The sequence below is a fragment of the Enterobacter sp. 01-M-02-SI-ECC genome (assembly GCF_047530595.1).
In the GTDB taxonomy this organism is placed as follows: Bacteria; Pseudomonadota; Gammaproteobacteria; order Enterobacterales; family Enterobacteriaceae; genus Enterobacter; species Enterobacter cloacae_M.
In genome coordinates this window covers 9,089-26,337 of the sequence record NZ_JBLKCZ010000035.1, presented here as the reverse complement: position 1 = coordinate 26,337, position 17,249 = coordinate 9,089, and the positions used below count along the sequence as shown (strand labels likewise).

The window sequence follows — 17,249 nt, the reverse complement described above, 5'->3', positions numbered from 1 at the left end:
GTGCAACGCGGCTTTCGCTCACCGTTGCGAGGTGGCGTATATTACGCTTTCCTCTTTCAGAGTCAACCCGTTATTTCAGGATTTTTTCTCTTCAACCGACCGGGCTGTTTGTGAAGTGATTCACATCCGCCGTGTCGATGGAGGCGCATTATAGGGATCCCATTTTTTAGCACAAGTATTTTTTAGATCTTTTTTTCCGACTGCTGATTTTCCGCGCTTTTCGCTGAAATCCCGCCCGATCTGCTTAAATATTGACGTATTTTGCCTTGCCTCGATCCCAAAATATGATCAAAGTCTTCTGTATAGCGCTCATTGTTAGAGGTAGATATGCCCGCAGTATTACGTCCTTATAAAGATCGGTTCCCCCAAAAAGGCGATCGCGTGATGATCGATGCCAGCAGCGTGGTGATTGGCGATGTCCGAATGGCCGATGACGTCAGCATCTGGCCGCTCGTCGCCATCAGGGGAGATGTTAACTATGTGTCGATTGGCGCCCGTACCAATATTCAGGACGGTAGCGTTCTGCATGTCACGCACAAATCCTCCTATAACCCGGAGGGCAATCCCCTCATCATTGGACAAGAGGTTACCGTCGGCCATAAAGTGATGCTTCACGGCTGCACTATCGGAAATCGCGTACTTGTTGGCATGGGGTCGATTTTGCTGGATGGCGTCATAGTAGAAGATGACGTAATGATTGGTGCTGGTAGCCTGGTCCCGCAGAACAAACGGCTGGAGAGTGGCTATCTCTATCTGGGAAGCCCGGTAAAACAGATCCGCCCCCTGAAGGAGGCAGAGATCGAAGGGTTAAAATACTCGGCGAACAACTACGTTAACTGGAAGAATGACTATTTGGATCAGGACAGCCAAACCCAGCCTTGATCGTCTTCCTGCTGTTCGCGGATTAAATCGCTGGCTTCCTCTTCCAGATCCCAGCGATTTTCGCAAAATATCGCTATCGGGTCTGAGCCGCCAAAACGACGCAACAGCGTTTCCCCATGAATGGCACAGGTCAGTTGCATCCCCTGCACCAGCACCGGAAAACAGACCGCTTGTTTACTCTCATCCCAGTTCTCTCTGTCCGGGAAATGAATAGCCTGGTTCACGCCGACAGCTCCTGCTTTAACTTTTCAATGACAGGTTCAACCGCAGGCAACACGCCATGCCAGAGCAGCACCGCATGCGCGGCCTGACCCACCAGCATTCCCAGCCCATCGGCTAACTGTTTCGCGCCGTGTTGTTCGCACCAGTTAAGGAAAGGCGTCTTCCCTTTCTGATAAAACATGTCATAGAAGTACATATGCGCGCTGACCAGAGAAGCGGGAATTGCCGGGATCTCGCCATTAATGCCGCTGGACGTGGCGTTGATGACAAGATCGAACTCACGATCGGCAAGATCGTCAAGCGCTACCGCGCTCACGCTGCCGGTATGGGCAAACAACGCCGCCAGCGCTTCTGCGCGGGAAAAGGTTCTGTTGGTAATGGTCACCGCGCAGTCCAGTGAAAGCAGAGGCAACAGCACTCCCCGCGATGCGCCACCCGCACCAATCAGCAGGACCCGAAACCCGGGATTAATAAACGACAGTCGTTCCAGGTCGCTAAGTAAACCAATCCCGTCGGTGTTGTCACCCAAAAGGCGCCCATCCTCAAGCCGTTTTAGGGTATTGACTGCACCAGCCAGTGAAGCGCGCTCGGTGAGCTCATCCGCTCGTTCGAAGGCTTCCTCTTTAAAAGGAACCGTCACATTCGCGCCTTTACCGCCCGCGGCGAAAAAAGCCTCCAGCGTTGGAATAAATGCATCCACCGGTGCCAGTACGCGACCATAGGGATGATTTATCTGCAGCTGCTTCGCAAATTGCTGATGGATCAAAGGTGACTTGCTATGTGCGATCGGATTACCAAAAACAGCATAGGTTTCCATGAGATTACCCCTGGCGAAAACGTTCGCCGGTCAAAGCATCGCGAATTTCAGACGGATTCAGGCGCCCTCCCGTTTCACCGACAGCGACAGGGAAGTCATTCCCGAACTGCGCCAGTACTTCTTCGGTTGTCCGGCAAGGTGGCAATCCGGTCAAGTTGGCGCTGGTTGAGACCAGCGGTTTACCAAATGCCAGACACAGCTCAACCACCAGCGGATGGTCAGTTACGCGAACGGCGAGGGAATCAAAACGTCCGGTTAACCAGCGAGGCGTTGTCGGCTGCGCCGGGAAAACGAAGGTCACCGGGCCAGGCCACGCGGAGAAGATAGTCTCGCGCTGCGCCGGCGTCAGCATGGAGTCATCGATATAGGGTTTAAGCTGCTCGTAATTCGCAGCGATCAAAATCAGCCCTTTCTCGACGGGTCTTTGTTTTAAGGCAAGCAGTCGGCTCACGGCCGTCTTGCTGTCAGGATCGCAACCGACTCCAAAAACAGCTTCAGTTGGATAGGCGATAACTTCTTCTTTTTTCAGTACGTCCACAGCATGCGCAATGGAGCCTGATGGCAGGTTATTATTCACTATTTTGATCCGCCGTAACCGGCTTTCCACATTGTTTACTGGCGCAGAAGCGTTTCATGCCTTGCGCGGTTTTCTTCTCTATAAGTAGCGGATAATTGCAATGAGGGCAGGTTCCCGCTACCGGTTTAAAATTGATAACGAACTGGCATTCAGGGTAGCGATCGCACGAATGGAAAGTCTTACCATAACGGGAGCGGCGCTGTACCAACTGACCGCGCTGACACTGTGGGCACGCAATTGCCGTTTCATCAGGCTTATCGATTTGTTCCGTATGCTCACATTCCGGGTAGCGGCTACATCCAATAAACATGCCGAAACGCCCCTGCCGCAGGGCTAATTCACCACCGCAGAGTGGGCAATACTGACCCTCCAGAATTTTAACGATATGTCCATCCGCCTGGCTTTTCAGGGGACGGACATAATCACATTCCGGATAGTGTGAACAACCGAGAAACGGGCCGTGTTTCCCGGCCCGAATAACAAGTTCAGCCCCGCACTGCGGGCAGGGCTCGTTTTTATGCACCGTGAATAGTGCTGATTTGGCCATAACAACTCTTGGTGCTGCACATTGAATTAGTGCAGCATACCTTCATTCACTTCAAAGAGTAATTCTTCCATTTGCTGATAGGCGTTTTCACAGCCCGGGATATTAAACAGAACCATCAGGATCACCCACTTGAGATCTTCCAGTTCAAATTCTGCTGTATCCAGCGCCATGACGCGCTCTATCACCATTTCTCTCGTTTCGAGGTTCAACACCTGAATCTGCTCAAGGAATAAGATGAACCCCCGGCAGCTGGCGTCCAGCCTTTCACACTCTTCCGCGGTATAAATGCGTACTGACAATGGGTCAGAAGCAAGCTGCATCGGTTCGGCGAGGCCTTCCTGATAATCAGCCAGTTTTTCCAGCCACATCAACGCATTATAGATATCTTCCCGCTCAAACCCCGCATCGGTAAGATCCTGTGTCAATTTGTCCTGATCCACTCGCATTTCTGCTTCGTTATGGATGTAAGTCTCAAACAAATACATCAGTACGTCGAACATGGCATGCCCTCCTTAATCGGACATAGCCGCCGGGTACAGCTGCGATCCACCCTGCTAACTCCAGTTCGAGTAGCTGTGCTACCGTTACTGGCACAGGTTGGCCGGCACGTTCAGCGACAACGTCAACAGGTGTTACCTCATCTCCTACGTTAGCCAGGAGCTTGGGAAATGGCAATGCCACCTTTCCCTGATCTGATGAATATTGTCGCTTTTCGGGATCTTCCTGCAGCCATTGCAACCCATATTGCAAATTTTCAAGAATATCTCCTACTTCTGTTACCGGCGTTGCCCCTTGCTTAATCAGCCAGTGGGGCCCCTCGCATCCGGGATTACCTATCGGACCAGGCAAGGCGAAGACTTCTCTCCCCTGTTCGAGCGCGCATCGCGCCGTGACCAGCGAACCGCTTCGGCGCGCCGCTTCAACCACCAGCACGCCTTTGCTAAGCCCGCTGATAATCCGATTACGACGCGGAAAGTTTGCCGGCCTGGGCTGTGCGGAAAGCGGAAACTCAGACACTATAGCGCCGTCAGATTCGATAAGCCGCATCGCCAGTGCCTGATGCCGGCGTGGATAAATGCTAAAAAGACCGTTCCCCAGCACCGCTACGCTTCGTCCCTTAACTGAAAGCGCCGCGCTGTGGGCTACGCCGTCAATACCGCAGGCCAGCCCGCTGGTGATCGTGAAACCGCTTTGCGACAGTTGTTCGCACAGGATTTTCCCCCATCGCTCGCCGTACCATGACGGCGCACGACTGCCTACCACCGCCAGCTGAACCGTATTAAGCGCCTCAGGATTACCTTTTATGAATAACGCCCCGGGATAATCAGGAATCGTGCGGAGCAAAGGAGGATAAAGGGGATGGTTGGCCGTTAATAAATGATGTCCCGGCTGCTCAAGCCACATAAGGCTACGTTCCAGCTCGCTCTCATCGAGTGCAAAGAAGCGTTCAACCTGCTTTGCTGTCAGCCCGGCGTTTCTGGCCACGAGCACGTTGAGGTGTTCCTGCTTCTGCAGTCGCGCAGCCGCTTCCAGCATTACATCACCACACAGCGACCCTGTGTGTATTAGCCGTAGCCATATTTCGGTAGACGTCATCCTTTCCCCTGCCATAAGCGGCCTCCGCAATCATTGCGATTGGTCACTGATGCTGTCAATCGATGGGGGATTTGTCTAGAATAGAGAGAGTATTCTTATCAACTCCTGAACACGACTCTGGAAATTTATGGCAGTTTTGCAAGTGTTACATATTCCGGACGAGCGCCTTCGCATCGTCGCTGAACCGGTCAAAGAAGTGAATGCAGAAATCCAGCGTATCGTTGATGATATGTTCGATACCATGTACGCCGAAGAAGGCATTGGCCTGGCGGCGACCCAGGTGGACATTCATAAGCGTATTATCGTGATTGATGTTTCCGAAAATCGCGATGAGCGTCTGGTGCTGATCAACCCTGAGCTACTCGAAAAGAGTGGCGAAACCGGTATTGAGGAAGGCTGTCTGTCCATTCCTGAGCAGCGCGCTTTAGTACCGCGTGCCGAAAAGGTGAAAATTCGCGCTCTGGATCGTGACGGTAACCCGTTCGAACTGGAAGCAGACGACCTGCTGGCAATTTGTATTCAGCATGAGATGGATCACCTGGTCGGTAAACTGTTTATCGATTATCTCTCGCCGCTGAAACAGCAGCGTATTCGTCAAAAAGTAGAGAAACTGGATCGTTTGCGTTCTCGCGCATAGCGTCCCCCCGGATACAAGGATCATCGTGTCTAAAACACTACGTATTATCTTCGCGGGAACCCCTGATTTTGCAGCGCGTCATCTTGACGCGCTGTTATCGTCTGGTCACCAGGTTGTTGGCGTCTTTACCCAGCCGGACCGTCCTGCTGGTCGCGGCAAAAAACTGATGCCGAGCCCGGTAAAGGTGCTGGCAGAAGAGCATGGGCTACCCGTTTTTCAGCCCGCATCGTTGCGCCCACAGGAAAATCAGCAGCTGGTTGCTGACCTGAATGCCGACGTAATGGTGGTGGTGGCTTACGGTTTAATTTTGCCGAAAGCTGTGCTCGATATGCCTCGCCTGGGGTGCATCAACGTGCATGGGTCTCTGCTCCCGCGCTGGCGTGGTGCTGCACCTATCCAGCGCTCGCTGTGGGCAGGCGATGCCGAAACGGGCGTTACCATCATGAAGATGGACGTAGGTTTAGACACCGGCGATATGCTGTATAAACTGGCGTGCCCCATAACGTCAGACGATACCAGCGCTACGCTGTATGACAAACTGGCAGACCTTGGCCCACAAGGGCTTATCGAGACGCTCCAGCAGCTTGCTGACAATACGGCGAAACCGGAAGTTCAGGATGACGCTCTGGTGACTTATGCCGAAAAACTGAGCAAAGAAGAAGCGCGGATCGACTGGTCCCTGTCAGCCGCGCAGCTTGAACGCTGCATTCGCGCCTTTAATCCGTGGCCGATGAGCTGGATGGAAATTGATGAGCAGCCAGTGAAAGTCTGGAAAGCCTCCGTCATTAGCGGTACTACCACGGCTGAACCCGGCACGATTGTTGACGCCAACAAGAACGGGATCCAGGTGGCGACTGCGCAAGGGATCCTGAATCTTGAATCGCTACAACCGGCCGGCAAGAAGGCCATGAGCGCTCAGGATCTGTTAAATTCCCGCCGCGAATGGTTTATTCCGGGCAATCGTCTTGCCTGAGCAAATTTATCCTTAAGGCCCGGTGTTTCCGGGCATTTTTATTTTTACGGTTATGAAAAAACAAAATCTACGCAGTATGGCGGCCCAGGCCGTCGAGCAGGTTATCGAGCAGGGCCAGTCATTGAGTAACGTCCTGCCTCCCCTGCAGCAAAAAGTTTCTGATAAAGATAAAGCCCTGCTTCAGGAGCTCTGCTTTGGCGTCCTGCGCACACTCTCTCAGCTTGAGTGGCTGATTAATAAGCTGATGTCACGCCCAATGACAGGCAAGCAGCGCACCGTACACTATTTGATTATGGTGGGCTTTTATCAGCTTCTTCATACCCGCATCCCACCTCATGCCGCGCTGGCTGAGACGGTGGAAGGCGCCGTTGCGATTAAACGCCCTCAGCTGAAAGGCCTGATCAACGGCGTACTTCGTCAGTTCCAGAGACAGCAGGAAGAGCTTCTGGCTGAATTTGCCCAAAGCGAAGCACGTTTCCTGCACCCGGACTGGCTGTTGAAGCGCCTGAAAAAAGCCTATCCACAGGAGTGGCTGGATATTACCGAGGCCAACAACCAGCGCCCGCCAATGTGGTTACGCGTGAACCGGAATCACCACACCCGAGCCGCATGGCTGGCATTGCTTGAAGAAGCTGGAATGAGTGGATTCCCGCATCAAGCCTATCCGGATGCTGTACGTCTGGCCTCACCGGCACCGGTACATGCATTACCCGGTTTTGATGAGGGCTGGGTTACCGTACAGGATGCCTCGGCGCAGGGTTGCATGACCTGGCTTGAACCCAAAAATGGTGAGCAGATCCTCGATCTTTGCGCCGCACCTGGGGGCAAAACGACGCATATTCTGGAAGTGGCTCCGCAGGCCAGCGTGATGGCAGTGGACGTCGATGAACAGCGTCTCTCACGCGTCTACGACAACCTTAAGCGTCTGGGCATGAAGGCTCAGGTTAAGCAGGGCGATGGACGCAAACCCGCAGAGTGGTGTGGTGAAACGCAATTCGATCGCATTTTGCTGGATGCCCCCTGCTCTGCAACCGGTGTTATTCGTCGTCATCCGGACATCAAGTGGCTACGCCGCGATCGTGATATTCAGGAACTTGCCCAACTGCAATCCGACATTCTCGACGCCATTTGGCCGCATCTTAAATCTGGCGGAACGCTGGTCTATGCGACCTGCTCCGTACTGCCGGAAGAAAACAGCCAGCAAATCGCGGCCTTCCTTAAACGTACGCCGGACGCCGCGCTGCGCGATACGGGAACGCCTGAATCCCCGGGTCTGCAGAACCTGCCGGGTGCTGAAGAGGGCGATGGCTTCTTTTACGCTAAGCTAATCAAAGAGTGATGTTGAGAACAGGTCACGAGATATGAAGATTATCATTCTGGGTGCAGGACAGGTGGGCGGAACGCTGGCGGAAAACCTGGTTGGCGAAAACAACGACATCACAATTGTTGATACCAACGGCGATCGTCTGCGCGTCTTGCAGGACAAGTTTGACCTGCGCGTGGTGCAGGGTCATGGTTCGCACCCACGTGTTCTTCGTGAGGCGGGCGCCGACGATGCCGACATGCTGGTTGCGGTAACCAGTTCTGACGAAACCAATATGGTGGCCTGTCAGGTGGCATACTCGCTTTTCAACACGCCAAACCGAATTGCGCGTATTCGCTCTCCGGACTATGTTCGCGATGCTGAAAAACTGTTTAATTCCGAAGCGGTTCCCATTGACCACCTCATCGCGCCAGAACAGCTGGTTATCGACAATATCTATCGCCTGATCGAATATCCGGGTGCCCTGCAGGTGGTGAACTTTGCCGAGGGCAAAGTGAGCCTGGCAGTGGTTAAGGCCTATTATGGCGGACCATTGATCGGTAATGCGCTTTCCACCATGCGCGAGCACATGCCGCATATCGATACGCGCGTTGCAGCGATTTTCCGTCACGACAGGCCAATTCGCCCGCAAGGCTCCACGATTGTCGAAGCCGGTGATGAGGTCTTCTTTATTGCGGCCTCACAGCATATTCGTGCGGTGATGAGTGAACTTCAGCGCCTCGAAAAACCCTATAAACGCATTATGCTGGTCGGCGGCGGCAATATTGGTGCCGGCCTGGCACATCGGCTGGAAAAAGATTACAGCGTGAAGTTGATCGAGCGCGATCAACAGCGTGCTGCTGAACTGGCGGAAAAACTTCAAAATACGATTGTATTTTATGGTGATGCGTCTGATCAGGAGTTGCTGGCTGAAGAGCATATTGATCAAGTTGATCTCTTTATTGCCGTCACCAACGACGACGAGGCGAATATAATGTCCGCCATGCTCGCGAAGCGCATGGGGGCTAAAAAAGTCATGGTGCTTATTCAGCGCAAGGCGTATGTCGATCTGGTTCAGGGCAGCGTTATTGATATTGCCATTTCCCCTCAGCAGGCGACAATTTCCGCTCTCCTGAGCCATGTTCGTAAAGCGGATATTGTCGGTGTGTCATCGCTCCGCCGTGGCGTAGCGGAAGCCATTGAAGCCGTTGCTCATGGAGATGAAACGACGTCGCGCGTCGTCGGCCGTTCGATCGACGAAATTAAACTGCCGCCAGGCACGATTATCGGCGCCGTTGTGCGCGGGAATGATGTCATGATTGCCAATGATAATTTACGAATTGAGCAAGGCGATCACGTTATTATGTTCCTTACCGATAAAAAGTTTATTACCGACGTCGAACGTTTATTCCAGCCAAGTCCATTCTTCCTTTAAAGAATTGGGTGCTCGAGAAAGAGCACCCTTACTTTATCCTTTTCATTTCTGTGCCTTTTGTTTTTCATAATGTTTAATTATCCCGAATGGCAATTGGCTAATGATTTGTTAAACTTAAACTCGTCAGCTGGCACAAGGAGAGAACAATGAGTTTTATTAAAGAATTTCGCGAATTTGCGATGCGCGGGAACGTGGTGGATTTGGCAGTGGGTGTCATTATTGGTGCGGCATTCGGCAAGATTGTTTCATCATTAGTGGCCGACATTATCATGCCACCTTTAGGGTTGTTAATCGGCGGCATTGATTTCAAACAGTTCGCTTTCACGCTGCGTGAAGCGCAGGGTGATGTTCCGGCAGTAGTAATGCACTACGGCGTATTTATTCAGAACGTATTTGATTTTGTGATTGTCGCATTTGCCATATTTATGGCTATCAAGCTGATCAACAGGCTCAACCGTAAAAAAGAAGAGCCGGCTGCAGCACCTGCGCCAACGAAAGAAGAAGTGCTGTTAAGTGAGATCCGCGATCTGTTAAAAGAGCAGAATAACCGCGTCTAATCAATAGATAAAAGCAGGAAGGCCAGTGGTAAATAAGCGATTCGCTTGCTTGCCACTGGCCTCCCAGTTACCCCGTTTTTCATGTTTGTCTTTACGCAGATAACTTCCTTTCCCTTTTTTATTCTTCTCAACGCGCTGCCTGAATAACGGGTCGTGAAGTAACGCCTCAATGGCATTGTCCTTAATTTGTCCTTTCGTGTGCTGATAGCGGCTCATAATGTCTCCAGAGCAGGGTTTATGACGACGGGAGTCTAACCCGGTTGAACTAAAAATCAACAGCCCTGCGTTTCTCCACTCGCTCCCTGTTCAAGGGCTTCGAGGATTGAACAATAAATGCTGCTGTGTGCCGTACCGCAGCAGGCATCATTCAGCCTTTGCAGAGAGCGCTGCATGGTTTGCAGTTCCTGTATACGCGCTTCGACTTCATCCAGCCGGGCCTGCACGATGCTTTTAGATTCCTGGCAGGTGTGATGTTCCGGATCGATGCGGATCGATAATAACTCGCGGATCGAATCCAGCGTGAAACCGAGCTGACGCGCATAACGAATAAACCGCAGGCGCTGCAGATCGTTATCGGTATAAAGGCGAAAGCCTCCTTCAGTACGTACTTCATGATCGATCATCTGCTGCTTTTCGTAATATCGGATGGTATCCGGCGTAACGTTCGCAAGCTTCGCAAGTTCACCGATGCGGTACATAACTACTCCTCGCTTATTTTCTGCATCAATCTTTCACCGTATTCACCGTGAAGAAAATTAGTGTTCATCCCAACCTGGCGCAGCTTGAGTTCAAGCAGGGCGAGACGGCGGCTAAGTTCAGAATGTCGTGGATCGTCATGGCGGATCTCTTTGAGAAGATCGGCCAGTTCAACAGCTTCTCTGCGCTGTTCAAGCTCCGGGGGGAGACAGCCCGCATTTTTCAGCAAACGGTATCCAGCCCGAAGTTCAGGCGCGATGTGCGAATCATCGTCAAGCGCAAGGGGTTCGCCGCTTCCCGGGAGATCGTCGAATTCACCTTTTTTTTGGGCATCGCGAATATGGCGTTCTGCCCACTGGTCGAGCAACCACATTACCAGCTCCAGGGATTGAACAGAATTGATACAGACATTTTAGAGAAGTGGTGGTATCGCGGATATAAAAAAACCCGCCGGAGCGGGTTTTTTTACGTTACTGCAGATTACTCTGCAGCAGCTTCTGCTTTCTCTGAACGATCAACCAGCTCGATGTAAGCCATCGGCGCGTTGTCGCCTGCACGGAAACCACACTTCAGAATGCGAGTGTAACCACCGGCACGGCTCGCGAAACGCGGGCCCAGTTCGTTAAACAGTTTTGCCACGATCTCGTTATCACGAGTACGGGCGAATGCCAGACGACGATTAGCAACGCTGTCAGTCTTGGCAAGAGTAATCAGCGGCTCAACTACGCGACGCAGCTCTTTCGCTTTAGGCAGGGTCGTCTTGATGATCTCATGACGAACCAGTGAACCTGCCATGTTGCGGAACATAGCCTGGCGATGGCTGCTGTTGCGGTTCAGTTGACGACCACTCTTACGATGGCGCATGACCTTATCCTTCTCAGTAAAACCTTAACCTGTGATCCGGTTACTCGTCAGCAATGCTTGCCGGTGGCCAGTTTTCCAGGCGCATGCCCAGAGACAGACCACGTGAAGCCAGCACGTCTTTAATCTCAGTAAGAGATTTTTTACCCAGGTTCGGCGTTTTCAGCAACTCAACCTCGGTACGCTGTACCAGATCACCGATATAGTGGATAGCTTCTGCCTTGAGGCAGTTAGCAGAGCGGACAGTCAACTCGAGATCGTCAACAGGGCGCAGCAGGATCGGATCGAATTCTGGTTTCTCTTCTTTCACTTCCGGCTGACGTACATCACGTAAGTCAACGAAAGCTTCCAGTTGTTCTGCCAGGATGGTTGCCGCACGACGAATCGCCTCTTCAGGATCGATTGTGCCGTTGGTTTCCATTTCGATGACCAGCTTGTCCAGGTCGGTACGCTGTTCTACACGCGCTGCTTCAACATTGTAGGCAATACGCTCTACAGGGCTATAGCATGCGTCGACCAGCAGACGGCCGATTGGGCGCTCATCTTCTTCCGAATGAATTCGGGCAGAAGCCGGCACATAACCACGACCGCGCTGAACTTTGATACGCATGCTAATAGCTGCGTTCTCATCGGTCAGGTGGCAGATCACGTGCTGCGGCTTGACGATTTCAACATCACCGTCATGGGTGATGTCGGCTGCAGTCACAGGGCCAATGCCAGATTTATTCAGAGTAAGAATAACTTCATCTTTACCCTGAACTCTCACCGCCAGCCCTTTCAGGTTGAGCAGGATTTCAAGGATATCTTCCTGAACGCCTTCTTTGGTGCTGTACTCATGAAGTACACCATCAATCTCAACCTCGGTCACCGCGCAACCCGGCATCGATGAGAGCAGAATACGGCGCAGTGCGTTACCCAGAGTATGGCCAAAGCCACGCTCTAAAGGCTCAAGGGTCACCTTGGCGTGCGTCGAACTCACTTGCTCGATATCTACCAGGCGCGGTTTTAGAAACTCTGTCACAGAACCCTGCATTGTGTCCTCTCTTTGGTACTAAGCTTTACTTGGAGTAAAGCTCGACGATCAGGTGTTCGTTAATGTCCGCAGACAGATCAGAACGTTCTGGCTGACGCTTGAACGTACCTTCCATCTTGCCAGCATCAACTTCCAGCCAGGTTGGCTTTTCACGCTGCTCAGCCAGCTCCAGAGCGGCCTTCACGCGAGATTGCTTTTTCGCTTTCTCACGAATGCTAACAACGTCATTCGCTTTAACCTGATAAGAAGCGATGTTAACAACACGACCGTTTACCATGATTGCTTTGTGGCTAACCAGCTGACGTGATTCAGCACGAGTAGCGCCGAAGCCCATACGGTATACAACGTTGTCCAGACGACCTTCCAGCAGAGCCAGCAGGTTTTCACCTGTGTTGCCTTTCAGACGTGCTGCTTCTTTATAGTAGTTACGGAACTGACGCTCCAGCACACCGTACATACGGCGAACTTTTTGCTTTTCACGCAACTGCACACCATAGTCAGACAGACGCGGTTTACGCGCACCGTGCTGGCCAGGAGCTTGTTCAATTTTACACTTGGTATCGATCGCGCGAACGCCAGACTTAAGGAATAAGTCGGTGCCCTCACGACGGCTCAGCTTGAGCTTAGGACCCAAATATCTTGCCATTTTCTATCTCCAACTAACCTAAAAAACGGAGCGTTATACGCGACGTTTTTTCGGCGGACGACAACCGTTATGAGGGATCGGAGTCACATCAGTAATATTCGTGATGCGGAAACCAGCGGCGTTCAGAGCGCGAACAGTAGATTCACGACCCGGACCCGGACCTTTAACCATAACTTCCAGATTCTTGATGCCGTATTCTTTTACGGCTTCTGCGCAACGCTCTGCTGCAACCTGAGCTGCGAACGGAGTGGATTTGCGAGAACCACGGAAACCGGAACCACCGGCTGTTGCCCAACCCAATGCGTTACCCTGACGATCAGTAATAGTAACGATGGTGTTGTTGAAAGAAGCATGGATATGAGCCACGCCGTCAGAGACTTGTTTTCTTACACGTTTACGTGCACGAACTGGTGCCTTTGCCATTATTCAATCACCCCGATTATTTCTTGATCGGTTTGCGCGGACCCTTACGGGTACGTGCGTTGGTCTTAGTACGCTGACCGCGCACTGGCAGACCACGACGATGACGCAAACCGCGATAGCAACCAAGATCCATCAGGCGCTTGATGCTCATGCTGATTTCACGGCGCAGATCACCTTCAACGACAAATTTGGCAACTTCGTCACGCAGCGTGTCGATTTGTTCTTCAGACAGCTCACTGATCTTAACATCTTCAGCGATACCCGCTGCAGCCAGAATGGCTTTAGAACGGGTCTTGCCGACGCCGTAGATCGAAGTTAATGCGATCACAGCATGTTTCTGATCAGGAATGTTAATGCCTGCTATACGGGCCACTATGCACTCCTACTATTTAATATGTACGCACCATGCTGAAAAGCCCGTTTTCAGGATACTCAAATGGAAACGTACAGACATACAAAAGATTGGCTGGCTAATCTAGCCAGCTCAACCCAACTTTGCAAGAAAAATATGCGAAATAATCAGCCTTGGCGCTGTTTATGCTTCGGCTCGGCACTGCAAATCACACGGATGACACCATCACGCTTAACGATTTTGCAGTTACGGCATAATTTCTTGACGGAAGCACGAACTTTCATTTTTACTCTCCGTAACTTCTCAGGCGACCATTTAGCGGCCGTAGCCTTTCAGGTTCGCCTTCTTCAATGCAGACTCGTACTGACTGGACATCATCAGAGTTTGCACTTGAGCCATAAAGTCCATTATCACGACAACAACGATAAGCAGTGAGGTCCCACCGAAGTAGAACGGTACTTTCATTGCATCACGCATGAACTCCGGGATCAGGCAGATAAAAGTAATATAAAGCGCACCAACCAAAGTCAGACGAGTCATTACTTTATCGATATACTTCGCCGTTTGCTCTCCCGGACGAATTCCTGGTACAAATGCACCGGACTTCTTCAGGTTATCTGCTGTTTCACGCGGGTTGAAGACCAACGCCGTGTAGAAGAAACAGAAGAAGATGATCGCAGACGCATAGAGTAACACATAAAGTGGTTGCCCAGGCTGCAAATACAGCGAAATTGTTGTCAGCCAGTTCCAACCAGTACCGCCCCCGAACCATGACGCGATGGTCGCCGGGAACAGAATAATACTGGAAGCGAAGATAGCCGGGATAACCCCCGCCATGTTCACTTTCAGCGGTAAATGTGTGCTCTGTGCAGCATAGACACGACGACCCTGCTGACGTTTAGCGTAGTTCACCACAATGCGGCGTTGACCACGTTCAACGAAGACAACAAAGAACGTCACTGCAAATACTAATACTGCAACCAACAGCAACAGGAGGAAGTGCAGGTCGCCTTGACGCGCTTGCTCGATAGTATGGGCGATGGCTGGCGGGAGGCCCGCAACAATACCGGCGAAGATAATGATAGAGATACCGTTACCGATACCACGCTCAGTAATCTGTTCGCCGAGCCACATCAGGAACATAGTCCCTGTGACCAGACTTACAACAGCGGTGAAGTAGAATGCAAAGCCCGGGTTTAACACCAGGCCCTGCATACCAGGCATATTCGGCAAACCGGTAGCAATACCGATCGACTGGAATATTGCCAGCACCAGAGTACCGTAACGGGTGTACTGACTAATCTTACGACGTCCAGACTCCCCTTCTTTCTTCAACTCTGCCAGGGTCGGATGAACGACCGTCAGCAGCTGGATAATAATTGATGCCGAAATGTACGGCATAATACCCAATGCGAAGATAGAAGCACGGCTGAGAGCACCACCAGAGAACATGTTGAACATTTCAATGATGGTGCCTCGCTGTTGCTCAAGCAGTTTGGCAAGTACAGCGGCATCGATACCAGGGATCGGAATAAAAGAGCCAATACGGAACACAATCAGCGCGCCGATAACAAACAGCAGTCTGCGTTTCAGCTCGCCAAATCCACCTTTGGCACTTTGAAAATCTAATCCCGGTTGCTTAGCCATCTGCTACTTATTCCTCAATTTTACCGCCAGCAGCTTCGATAGCAGCACGAGCACCTTTAGTAACACGCAGGCCACGAACAGTTACCGGAGTAGAAACTTCACCAGCCAGGATCACTTTCGCGAACTCGATCTGGATACCGATAATGTTTGCTGCTTTCAGCGTGTTCAGGTCTACAACGCCGCCTTCAACTTTCGCCAGGTCAGACAGACGGATTTCCGCTGTGATCGCTGCTTTGCGAGAAGTGAAGCCGAACTTCGGCAGACGACGGTACAGTGGCATCTGGCCACCCTCGAAACCGCGACGCACGCCACCGCCAGAACGAGAGTTCTGACCTTTGTGACCACGACCACCGGTTTTGCCGAGGCCAGAACCGATACCACGACCCAGGCGTTTACCCGCCTTTTTAGAGCCTTCGGCCGGAGACAGAGTATTTAAACGCATCTCTTACTCCTCAACTTTAACCATGAAGTAAACCGCGTTGACCATACCACGAACAGCAGGAGTATCCTCGCGCTCAACGGTATGACCAATACGACGCAGACCCAGGCCAAGCAGCGTTGCCTTGTGTTTCGGCAGACGACCGATTGCACTGCGGGTTTGAGTGATTTTAATAGTCTTTGCCATGGTCAATTACCCCAGAATTTCTTCAACGGATTTACCACGCTTGGCAGCGACCATTTCTGGAGAATTCATATTTTCCAGGCCATCAATAGTTGCACGAACCACGTTGATCGGGTTAGTGGAACCATATGCTTTGGCCAGAACGTTATGAACCCCAGCAACTTCCAGAACGGCGCGCATTGCACCACCGGCGATGATACCGGTACCTTCTGAAGCTGGCTGCATGAATACACGAGAACCCGTGTGAACACCTTTAACTGGGTGCTGCAGGGTGCCGTTGTTCAGCGCGACGTTAATCATATTGCGACGGGCTTTTTCCATCGCTTTCTGGATCGCTGCTGGAACTTCACGCGCTTTACCGTAACCAAAACCAACGCGACCGTTACCATCGCCTACTACAGTCAGAGCTGTGAAGGAGAAAATACGACCACCTTTAACGGTTTTAGATACGCGGTTTACCGCGATCAGCTTTTCCTGCAGTTCGCCAGCCTGTTTTTCGATGTGAGCCATCTTACACCTCTACCTTAGAACTGAAGGCCAGCTTCACGGGCAGCATCTGCCAGTGCCTGGACACGACCATGATATTGGAACCCGGAACGGTCAAAGGAAACATTGCTGATGCCTTTTTCCAGAGCGCGTTCAGCAACAGCTTTACCTACAGCTGCAGCGGCGTCTTTGTTACCGGTGTACTTCAATTGTTCTGAGATAGCTTTTTCTACAGTAGAAGCAGCTACCAGAACTTCAGAACCGTTCGGTGCAATTACCTGTGCGTAAATATGACGCGGGGTACGATGTACCACCAGGCGAGTTGCACCCAGCTCTTTGAGCTTGCGGCGTGCGCGGGTCGCACGACGGATACGAGCAGATTTCTTATCCATAGTGTTACCTTACTTCTTCTTAGCCTCTTTGGTACGCACGACTTCGTCGGCGTAACGAACACCCTTGCCTTTGTAAGGCTCAGGACGACGGTAGGCGCGCAGATCTGCTGCAACCTGACCGATCAGCTGTTTATCAGCGCCTTTCAGCACGATTTCAGTTTGAGTCGGACATTCTGCAGTGATACCGGCCGGCAGCGGATGCTCAACAGGGTGTGAGAAGCCCAGAGACAGGCCTACTGCATTCCCTTTGATAGCTGCACGATAACCTACACCAACCAGCTGAAGCTTTTTAGTGAAGCCTTCGGTAACACCAACAACCATTGAGTTCAGCAGGGCACGCGCGGTACCAGCCTGAGCCCATCCATCCACGAAACCATCACGTGGACCGAAGGTCAGAGCGTTATCTGCATGTTTAACTTCAACAGCTTTGTTGAGGGTACGAGTCAGCTCGCCGTTTTTACCTTTGATCGTAATAACCTGACCGTCGATTTTTACATCAACGCCGGCAGGAATAACGACCGGTGCTTTAGCAACACGAGACATTC

27 protein-coding genes are annotated in these 17,249 nt (G+C 51.7%); 6 read left to right on the top strand and 21 right to left on the bottom strand.

Going from position 1 to position 17,249, the window contains the following annotated elements:
- The first annotated feature begins 327 nt into the window (after nt 1-327).
- Entirely contained in the window at nt 328-882 is a 555-nt protein-coding gene (locus ACMWLG_RS23795; RefSeq protein ID WP_045405318.1) for a gamma carbonic anhydrase family protein, read from the top strand.
- Here ACMWLG_RS23795 and ACMWLG_RS23790 read toward each other — a convergent pair.
- The 6 genes from ACMWLG_RS23790 to dprA are packed head-to-tail and all read right to left on the bottom strand — an operon-like array spanning nt 858 to nt 4,641.
- Nucleotides 858-1,106, bottom strand: coding sequence for a DUF1488 domain-containing protein (locus ACMWLG_RS23790; RefSeq protein ID WP_045405320.1), 249 nt, complete (start codon nt 1,104-1,106; stop codon nt 858-860). The two genes, ACMWLG_RS23795 and ACMWLG_RS23790, sit on opposite strands and share 25 nt — an antisense overlap.
- The gene (gene aroE, locus ACMWLG_RS23785) at nt 1,103-1,921 is read right to left on the bottom strand and encodes a shikimate dehydrogenase (RefSeq protein ID WP_045405321.1); all 819 of its coding nucleotides are present in this window, start codon (nt 1,919-1,921) and stop codon (nt 1,103-1,105) included. The genes ACMWLG_RS23790 and aroE overlap by 4 nt, the downstream gene beginning before the upstream one ends.
- Before the next feature lie 4 nt (nt 1,922-1,925).
- Nucleotides 1,926-2,498: an L-threonylcarbamoyladenylate synthase type 1 TsaC gene (gene tsaC / locus ACMWLG_RS23780; RefSeq protein ID WP_045619581.1), complete on the bottom strand. Its 573-nt coding sequence runs from the start codon at nt 2,496-2,498 to the stop codon at nt 1,926-1,928.
- Nucleotides 2,491-3,045, bottom strand: a complete 555-nt coding sequence (locus ACMWLG_RS23775; protein WP_045405325.1) for a type I DNA topoisomerase — start codon at nt 3,043-3,045, stop codon at nt 2,491-2,493. Before ACMWLG_RS23775 ends, tsaC begins: the two co-directional genes overlap by 8 nt.
- A 26-nt stretch (nt 3,046-3,071) precedes the next feature.
- On the bottom strand, nt 3,072-3,545 hold the full coding sequence (smg, locus tag ACMWLG_RS23770; RefSeq protein WP_008503477.1) for a DUF494 family protein Smg: 474 nt from the start codon (nt 3,543-3,545) through the stop codon (nt 3,072-3,074).
- Nucleotides 3,517-4,641: a DNA-protecting protein DprA gene (gene dprA, locus ACMWLG_RS23765; RefSeq protein ID WP_045357957.1), complete on the bottom strand. Its 1,125-nt coding sequence runs from the start codon at nt 4,639-4,641 to the stop codon at nt 3,517-3,519. Before dprA ends, smg begins: the two co-directional genes overlap by 29 nt.
- Nucleotides 4,642-4,768: 127 nt before the next feature.
- On the opposite strand from dprA, the gene def reads away from it, so the two are divergent.
- From def to mscL, 5 genes are all read left to right on the top strand, one after another.
- Complete coding sequence (def, locus tag ACMWLG_RS23760) at nt 4,769-5,278, top strand: peptide deformylase (RefSeq protein WP_006812188.1); 510 nt, start codon at nt 4,769-4,771, stop codon at nt 5,276-5,278.
- Between the two features lie 25 nt (nt 5,279-5,303).
- Nucleotides 5,304-6,251: a methionyl-tRNA formyltransferase gene (gene fmt / locus ACMWLG_RS23755; protein WP_023333663.1), complete on the top strand. Its 948-nt coding sequence runs from the start codon at nt 5,304-5,306 to the stop codon at nt 6,249-6,251.
- 52 nt (nt 6,252-6,303) lie between these two features.
- Nucleotides 6,304-7,590 (top strand): 16S rRNA (cytosine(967)-C(5))-methyltransferase RsmB, encoded by a 1,287-nt coding sequence (rsmB, locus tag ACMWLG_RS23750; RefSeq protein WP_045405334.1) that lies wholly within the window; start codon nt 6,304-6,306, stop codon nt 7,588-7,590.
- 22 nt (nt 7,591-7,612) lie between these two features.
- On the top strand, nt 7,613-8,989 hold the full coding sequence (gene trkA / locus ACMWLG_RS23745; RefSeq protein WP_008503482.1) for a Trk system potassium transporter TrkA: 1,377 nt from the start codon (nt 7,613-7,615) through the stop codon (nt 8,987-8,989).
- Between the two features lie 146 nt (nt 8,990-9,135).
- Nucleotides 9,136-9,546 carry a large-conductance mechanosensitive channel protein MscL gene (gene mscL, locus ACMWLG_RS23740; protein ID WP_023309449.1) on the top strand — a complete coding sequence of 137 codons (411 nt, stop codon included), beginning with the start codon at nt 9,136-9,138 and terminating at the stop codon, nt 9,544-9,546.
- Here mscL and ACMWLG_RS23735 read toward each other — a convergent pair whose 3' ends face one another.
- The 15 genes from ACMWLG_RS23735 to rplF form a co-directional block, all read right to left on the bottom strand.
- Entirely contained in the window at nt 9,547-9,762 is a 216-nt protein-coding gene (locus ACMWLG_RS23735; protein ID WP_023309450.1) for an alternative ribosome-rescue factor A, read from the bottom strand.
- A gap of 56 nt (nt 9,763-9,818) precedes the next feature.
- Complete coding sequence (gene zntR, locus ACMWLG_RS23730) at nt 9,819-10,244, bottom strand: Zn(2+)-responsive transcriptional regulator (protein WP_029740638.1); 426 nt, start codon at nt 10,242-10,244, stop codon at nt 9,819-9,821.
- A gap of 2 nt (nt 10,245-10,246) precedes the next feature.
- The gene (locus tag ACMWLG_RS23725; protein ID WP_045405327.1) at nt 10,247-10,615 is read right to left on the bottom strand and encodes a DUF1992 domain-containing protein; all 369 of its coding nucleotides are present in this window, start codon (nt 10,613-10,615) and stop codon (nt 10,247-10,249) included.
- A 107-nt stretch (nt 10,616-10,722) separates the two neighbouring features.
- The gene (rplQ, locus tag ACMWLG_RS23720; protein WP_001216368.1) at nt 10,723-11,106 is read right to left on the bottom strand and encodes a 50S ribosomal protein L17; all 384 of its coding nucleotides are present in this window, start codon (nt 11,104-11,106) and stop codon (nt 10,723-10,725) included.
- A 40-nt stretch (nt 11,107-11,146) separates the two neighbouring features.
- On the bottom strand, nt 11,147-12,136 hold the full coding sequence (locus tag ACMWLG_RS23715; RefSeq protein WP_002919219.1) for a DNA-directed RNA polymerase subunit alpha: 990 nt from the start codon (nt 12,134-12,136) through the stop codon (nt 11,147-11,149).
- 25 nt (nt 12,137-12,161) lie between these two features.
- Entirely contained in the window at nt 12,162-12,782 is a 621-nt protein-coding gene (gene rpsD / locus ACMWLG_RS23710) for a 30S ribosomal protein S4 (protein WP_004868345.1), read from the bottom strand.
- 33 nt (nt 12,783-12,815) lie between these two features.
- Complete coding sequence (gene rpsK, locus ACMWLG_RS23705) at nt 12,816-13,205, bottom strand: 30S ribosomal protein S11 (RefSeq protein WP_003863312.1); 390 nt, start codon at nt 13,203-13,205, stop codon at nt 12,816-12,818.
- Between the two features lie 16 nt (nt 13,206-13,221).
- The gene (rpsM, locus tag ACMWLG_RS23700) at nt 13,222-13,578 is read right to left on the bottom strand and encodes a 30S ribosomal protein S13 (protein ID WP_003863308.1); all 357 of its coding nucleotides are present in this window, start codon (nt 13,576-13,578) and stop codon (nt 13,222-13,224) included.
- A 146-nt stretch (nt 13,579-13,724) separates the two neighbouring features.
- The gene (gene rpmJ / locus ACMWLG_RS23695; RefSeq protein WP_000868187.1) at nt 13,725-13,841 is read right to left on the bottom strand and encodes a 50S ribosomal protein L36; all 117 of its coding nucleotides are present in this window, start codon (nt 13,839-13,841) and stop codon (nt 13,725-13,727) included.
- Between the two features lie 31 nt (nt 13,842-13,872).
- Nucleotides 13,873-15,204 (bottom strand): preprotein translocase subunit SecY, encoded by a 1,332-nt coding sequence (gene secY / locus ACMWLG_RS23690; protein ID WP_045405329.1) that lies wholly within the window; start codon nt 15,202-15,204, stop codon nt 13,873-13,875.
- Nucleotides 15,205-15,211: 7 nt separating this feature from the next.
- Nucleotides 15,212-15,646 carry a 50S ribosomal protein L15 gene (gene rplO, locus ACMWLG_RS23685; RefSeq protein WP_003863304.1) on the bottom strand — a complete coding sequence of 145 codons (435 nt, stop codon included), beginning with the start codon at nt 15,644-15,646 and terminating at the stop codon, nt 15,212-15,214.
- A gap of 3 nt (nt 15,647-15,649) precedes the next feature.
- Nucleotides 15,650-15,829: a 50S ribosomal protein L30 gene (rpmD, locus tag ACMWLG_RS23680; RefSeq protein ID WP_003863301.1), complete on the bottom strand. Its 180-nt coding sequence runs from the start codon at nt 15,827-15,829 to the stop codon at nt 15,650-15,652.
- 6 nt (nt 15,830-15,835) lie between these two features.
- Nucleotides 15,836-16,336: a 30S ribosomal protein S5 gene (rpsE, locus tag ACMWLG_RS23675; RefSeq protein WP_003863299.1), complete on the bottom strand. Its 501-nt coding sequence runs from the start codon at nt 16,334-16,336 to the stop codon at nt 15,836-15,838.
- Nucleotides 16,337-16,350: 14 nt separating this feature from the next.
- Entirely contained in the window at nt 16,351-16,704 is a 354-nt protein-coding gene (gene rplR / locus ACMWLG_RS23670; protein ID WP_003863297.1) for a 50S ribosomal protein L18, read from the bottom strand.
- A 9-nt stretch (nt 16,705-16,713) separates the two neighbouring features.
- Nucleotides 16,714-17,247: a 50S ribosomal protein L6 gene (gene rplF, locus ACMWLG_RS23665; RefSeq protein WP_003863296.1), complete on the bottom strand. Its 534-nt coding sequence runs from the start codon at nt 17,245-17,247 to the stop codon at nt 16,714-16,716.
- Between the last annotated feature and the right edge of the window lie 2 nt (nt 17,248-17,249).

Excerpts from the sequence above, each read along its gene's own strand:
- zntR (WP_029740638.1), bottom strand. The coding sequence starts at position 10,244 with ATGTACCGCATCGGTGAACTTGCGAAGCTTGCGAACGTTACGCCGGAT.
- rsmB (WP_045405334.1), top strand. The coding sequence starts at position 6,304 with ATGAAAAAACAAAATCTACGCAGTATGGCGGCCCAGGCCGTCGAGCAG.
- mscL (WP_023309449.1), top strand. The coding sequence starts at position 9,136 with ATGAGTTTTATTAAAGAATTTCGCGAATTTGCGATGCGCGGGAACGTG.
- def (WP_006812188.1), top strand. The coding sequence starts at position 4,769 with ATGGCAGTTTTGCAAGTGTTACATATTCCGGACGAGCGCCTTCGCATC.
- rpmJ (WP_000868187.1), bottom strand. The coding sequence starts at position 13,841 with ATGAAAGTTCGTGCTTCCGTCAAGAAATTATGCCGTAACTGCAAAATC.
- rplQ (WP_001216368.1), bottom strand. The coding sequence starts at position 11,106 with ATGCGCCATCGTAAGAGTGGTCGTCAACTGAACCGCAACAGCAGCCAT.
- ACMWLG_RS23775 (WP_045405325.1), bottom strand. The coding sequence starts at position 3,045 with ATGGCCAAATCAGCACTATTCACGGTGCATAAAAACGAGCCCTGCCCG.
- rpsD (WP_004868345.1), bottom strand. The coding sequence starts at position 12,782 with ATGGCAAGATATTTGGGTCCTAAGCTCAAGCTGAGCCGTCGTGAGGGC.
- ACMWLG_RS23725 (WP_045405327.1), bottom strand. The coding sequence starts at position 10,615 with ATGTGGTTGCTCGACCAGTGGGCAGAACGCCATATTCGCGATGCCCAA.
- ACMWLG_RS23795 (WP_045405318.1), top strand. The coding sequence starts at position 328 with ATGCCCGCAGTATTACGTCCTTATAAAGATCGGTTCCCCCAAAAAGGC.
- smg (WP_008503477.1), bottom strand. The coding sequence starts at position 3,545 with ATGTTCGACGTACTGATGTATTTGTTTGAGACTTACATCCATAACGAA.
- rpmD (WP_003863301.1), bottom strand. The coding sequence starts at position 15,829 with ATGGCAAAGACTATTAAAATCACTCAAACCCGCAGTGCAATCGGTCGT.
- ACMWLG_RS23715 (WP_002919219.1), bottom strand. The coding sequence starts at position 12,136 with ATGCAGGGTTCTGTGACAGAGTTTCTAAAACCGCGCCTGGTAGATATC.
- secY (WP_045405329.1), bottom strand. The coding sequence starts at position 15,204 with ATGGCTAAGCAACCGGGATTAGATTTTCAAAGTGCCAAAGGTGGATTT.
- aroE (WP_045405321.1), bottom strand. The coding sequence starts at position 1,921 with ATGGAAACCTATGCTGTTTTTGGTAATCCGATCGCACATAGCAAGTCA.
- dprA (WP_045357957.1), bottom strand. The coding sequence starts at position 4,641 with ATGACGTCTACCGAAATATGGCTACGGCTAATACACACAGGGTCGCTG.
- ACMWLG_RS23735 (WP_023309450.1), bottom strand. The coding sequence starts at position 9,762 with ATGAGCCGCTATCAGCACACGAAAGGACAAATTAAGGACAATGCCATT.
- rplR (WP_003863297.1), bottom strand. The coding sequence starts at position 16,704 with ATGGATAAGAAATCTGCTCGTATCCGTCGTGCGACCCGCGCACGCCGC.
- trkA (WP_008503482.1), top strand. The coding sequence starts at position 7,613 with ATGAAGATTATCATTCTGGGTGCAGGACAGGTGGGCGGAACGCTGGCG.
- rpsE (WP_003863299.1), bottom strand. The coding sequence starts at position 16,336 with ATGGCTCACATCGAAAAACAGGCTGGCGAACTGCAGGAAAAGCTGATC.
- rplO (WP_003863304.1), bottom strand. The coding sequence starts at position 15,646 with ATGCGTTTAAATACTCTGTCTCCGGCCGAAGGCTCTAAAAAGGCGGGT.
- rpsK (WP_003863312.1), bottom strand. The coding sequence starts at position 13,205 with ATGGCAAAGGCACCAGTTCGTGCACGTAAACGTGTAAGAAAACAAGTC.
- rplF (WP_003863296.1), bottom strand. The coding sequence starts at position 17,247 with ATGTCTCGTGTTGCTAAAGCACCGGTCGTTATTCCTGCCGGCGTTGAT.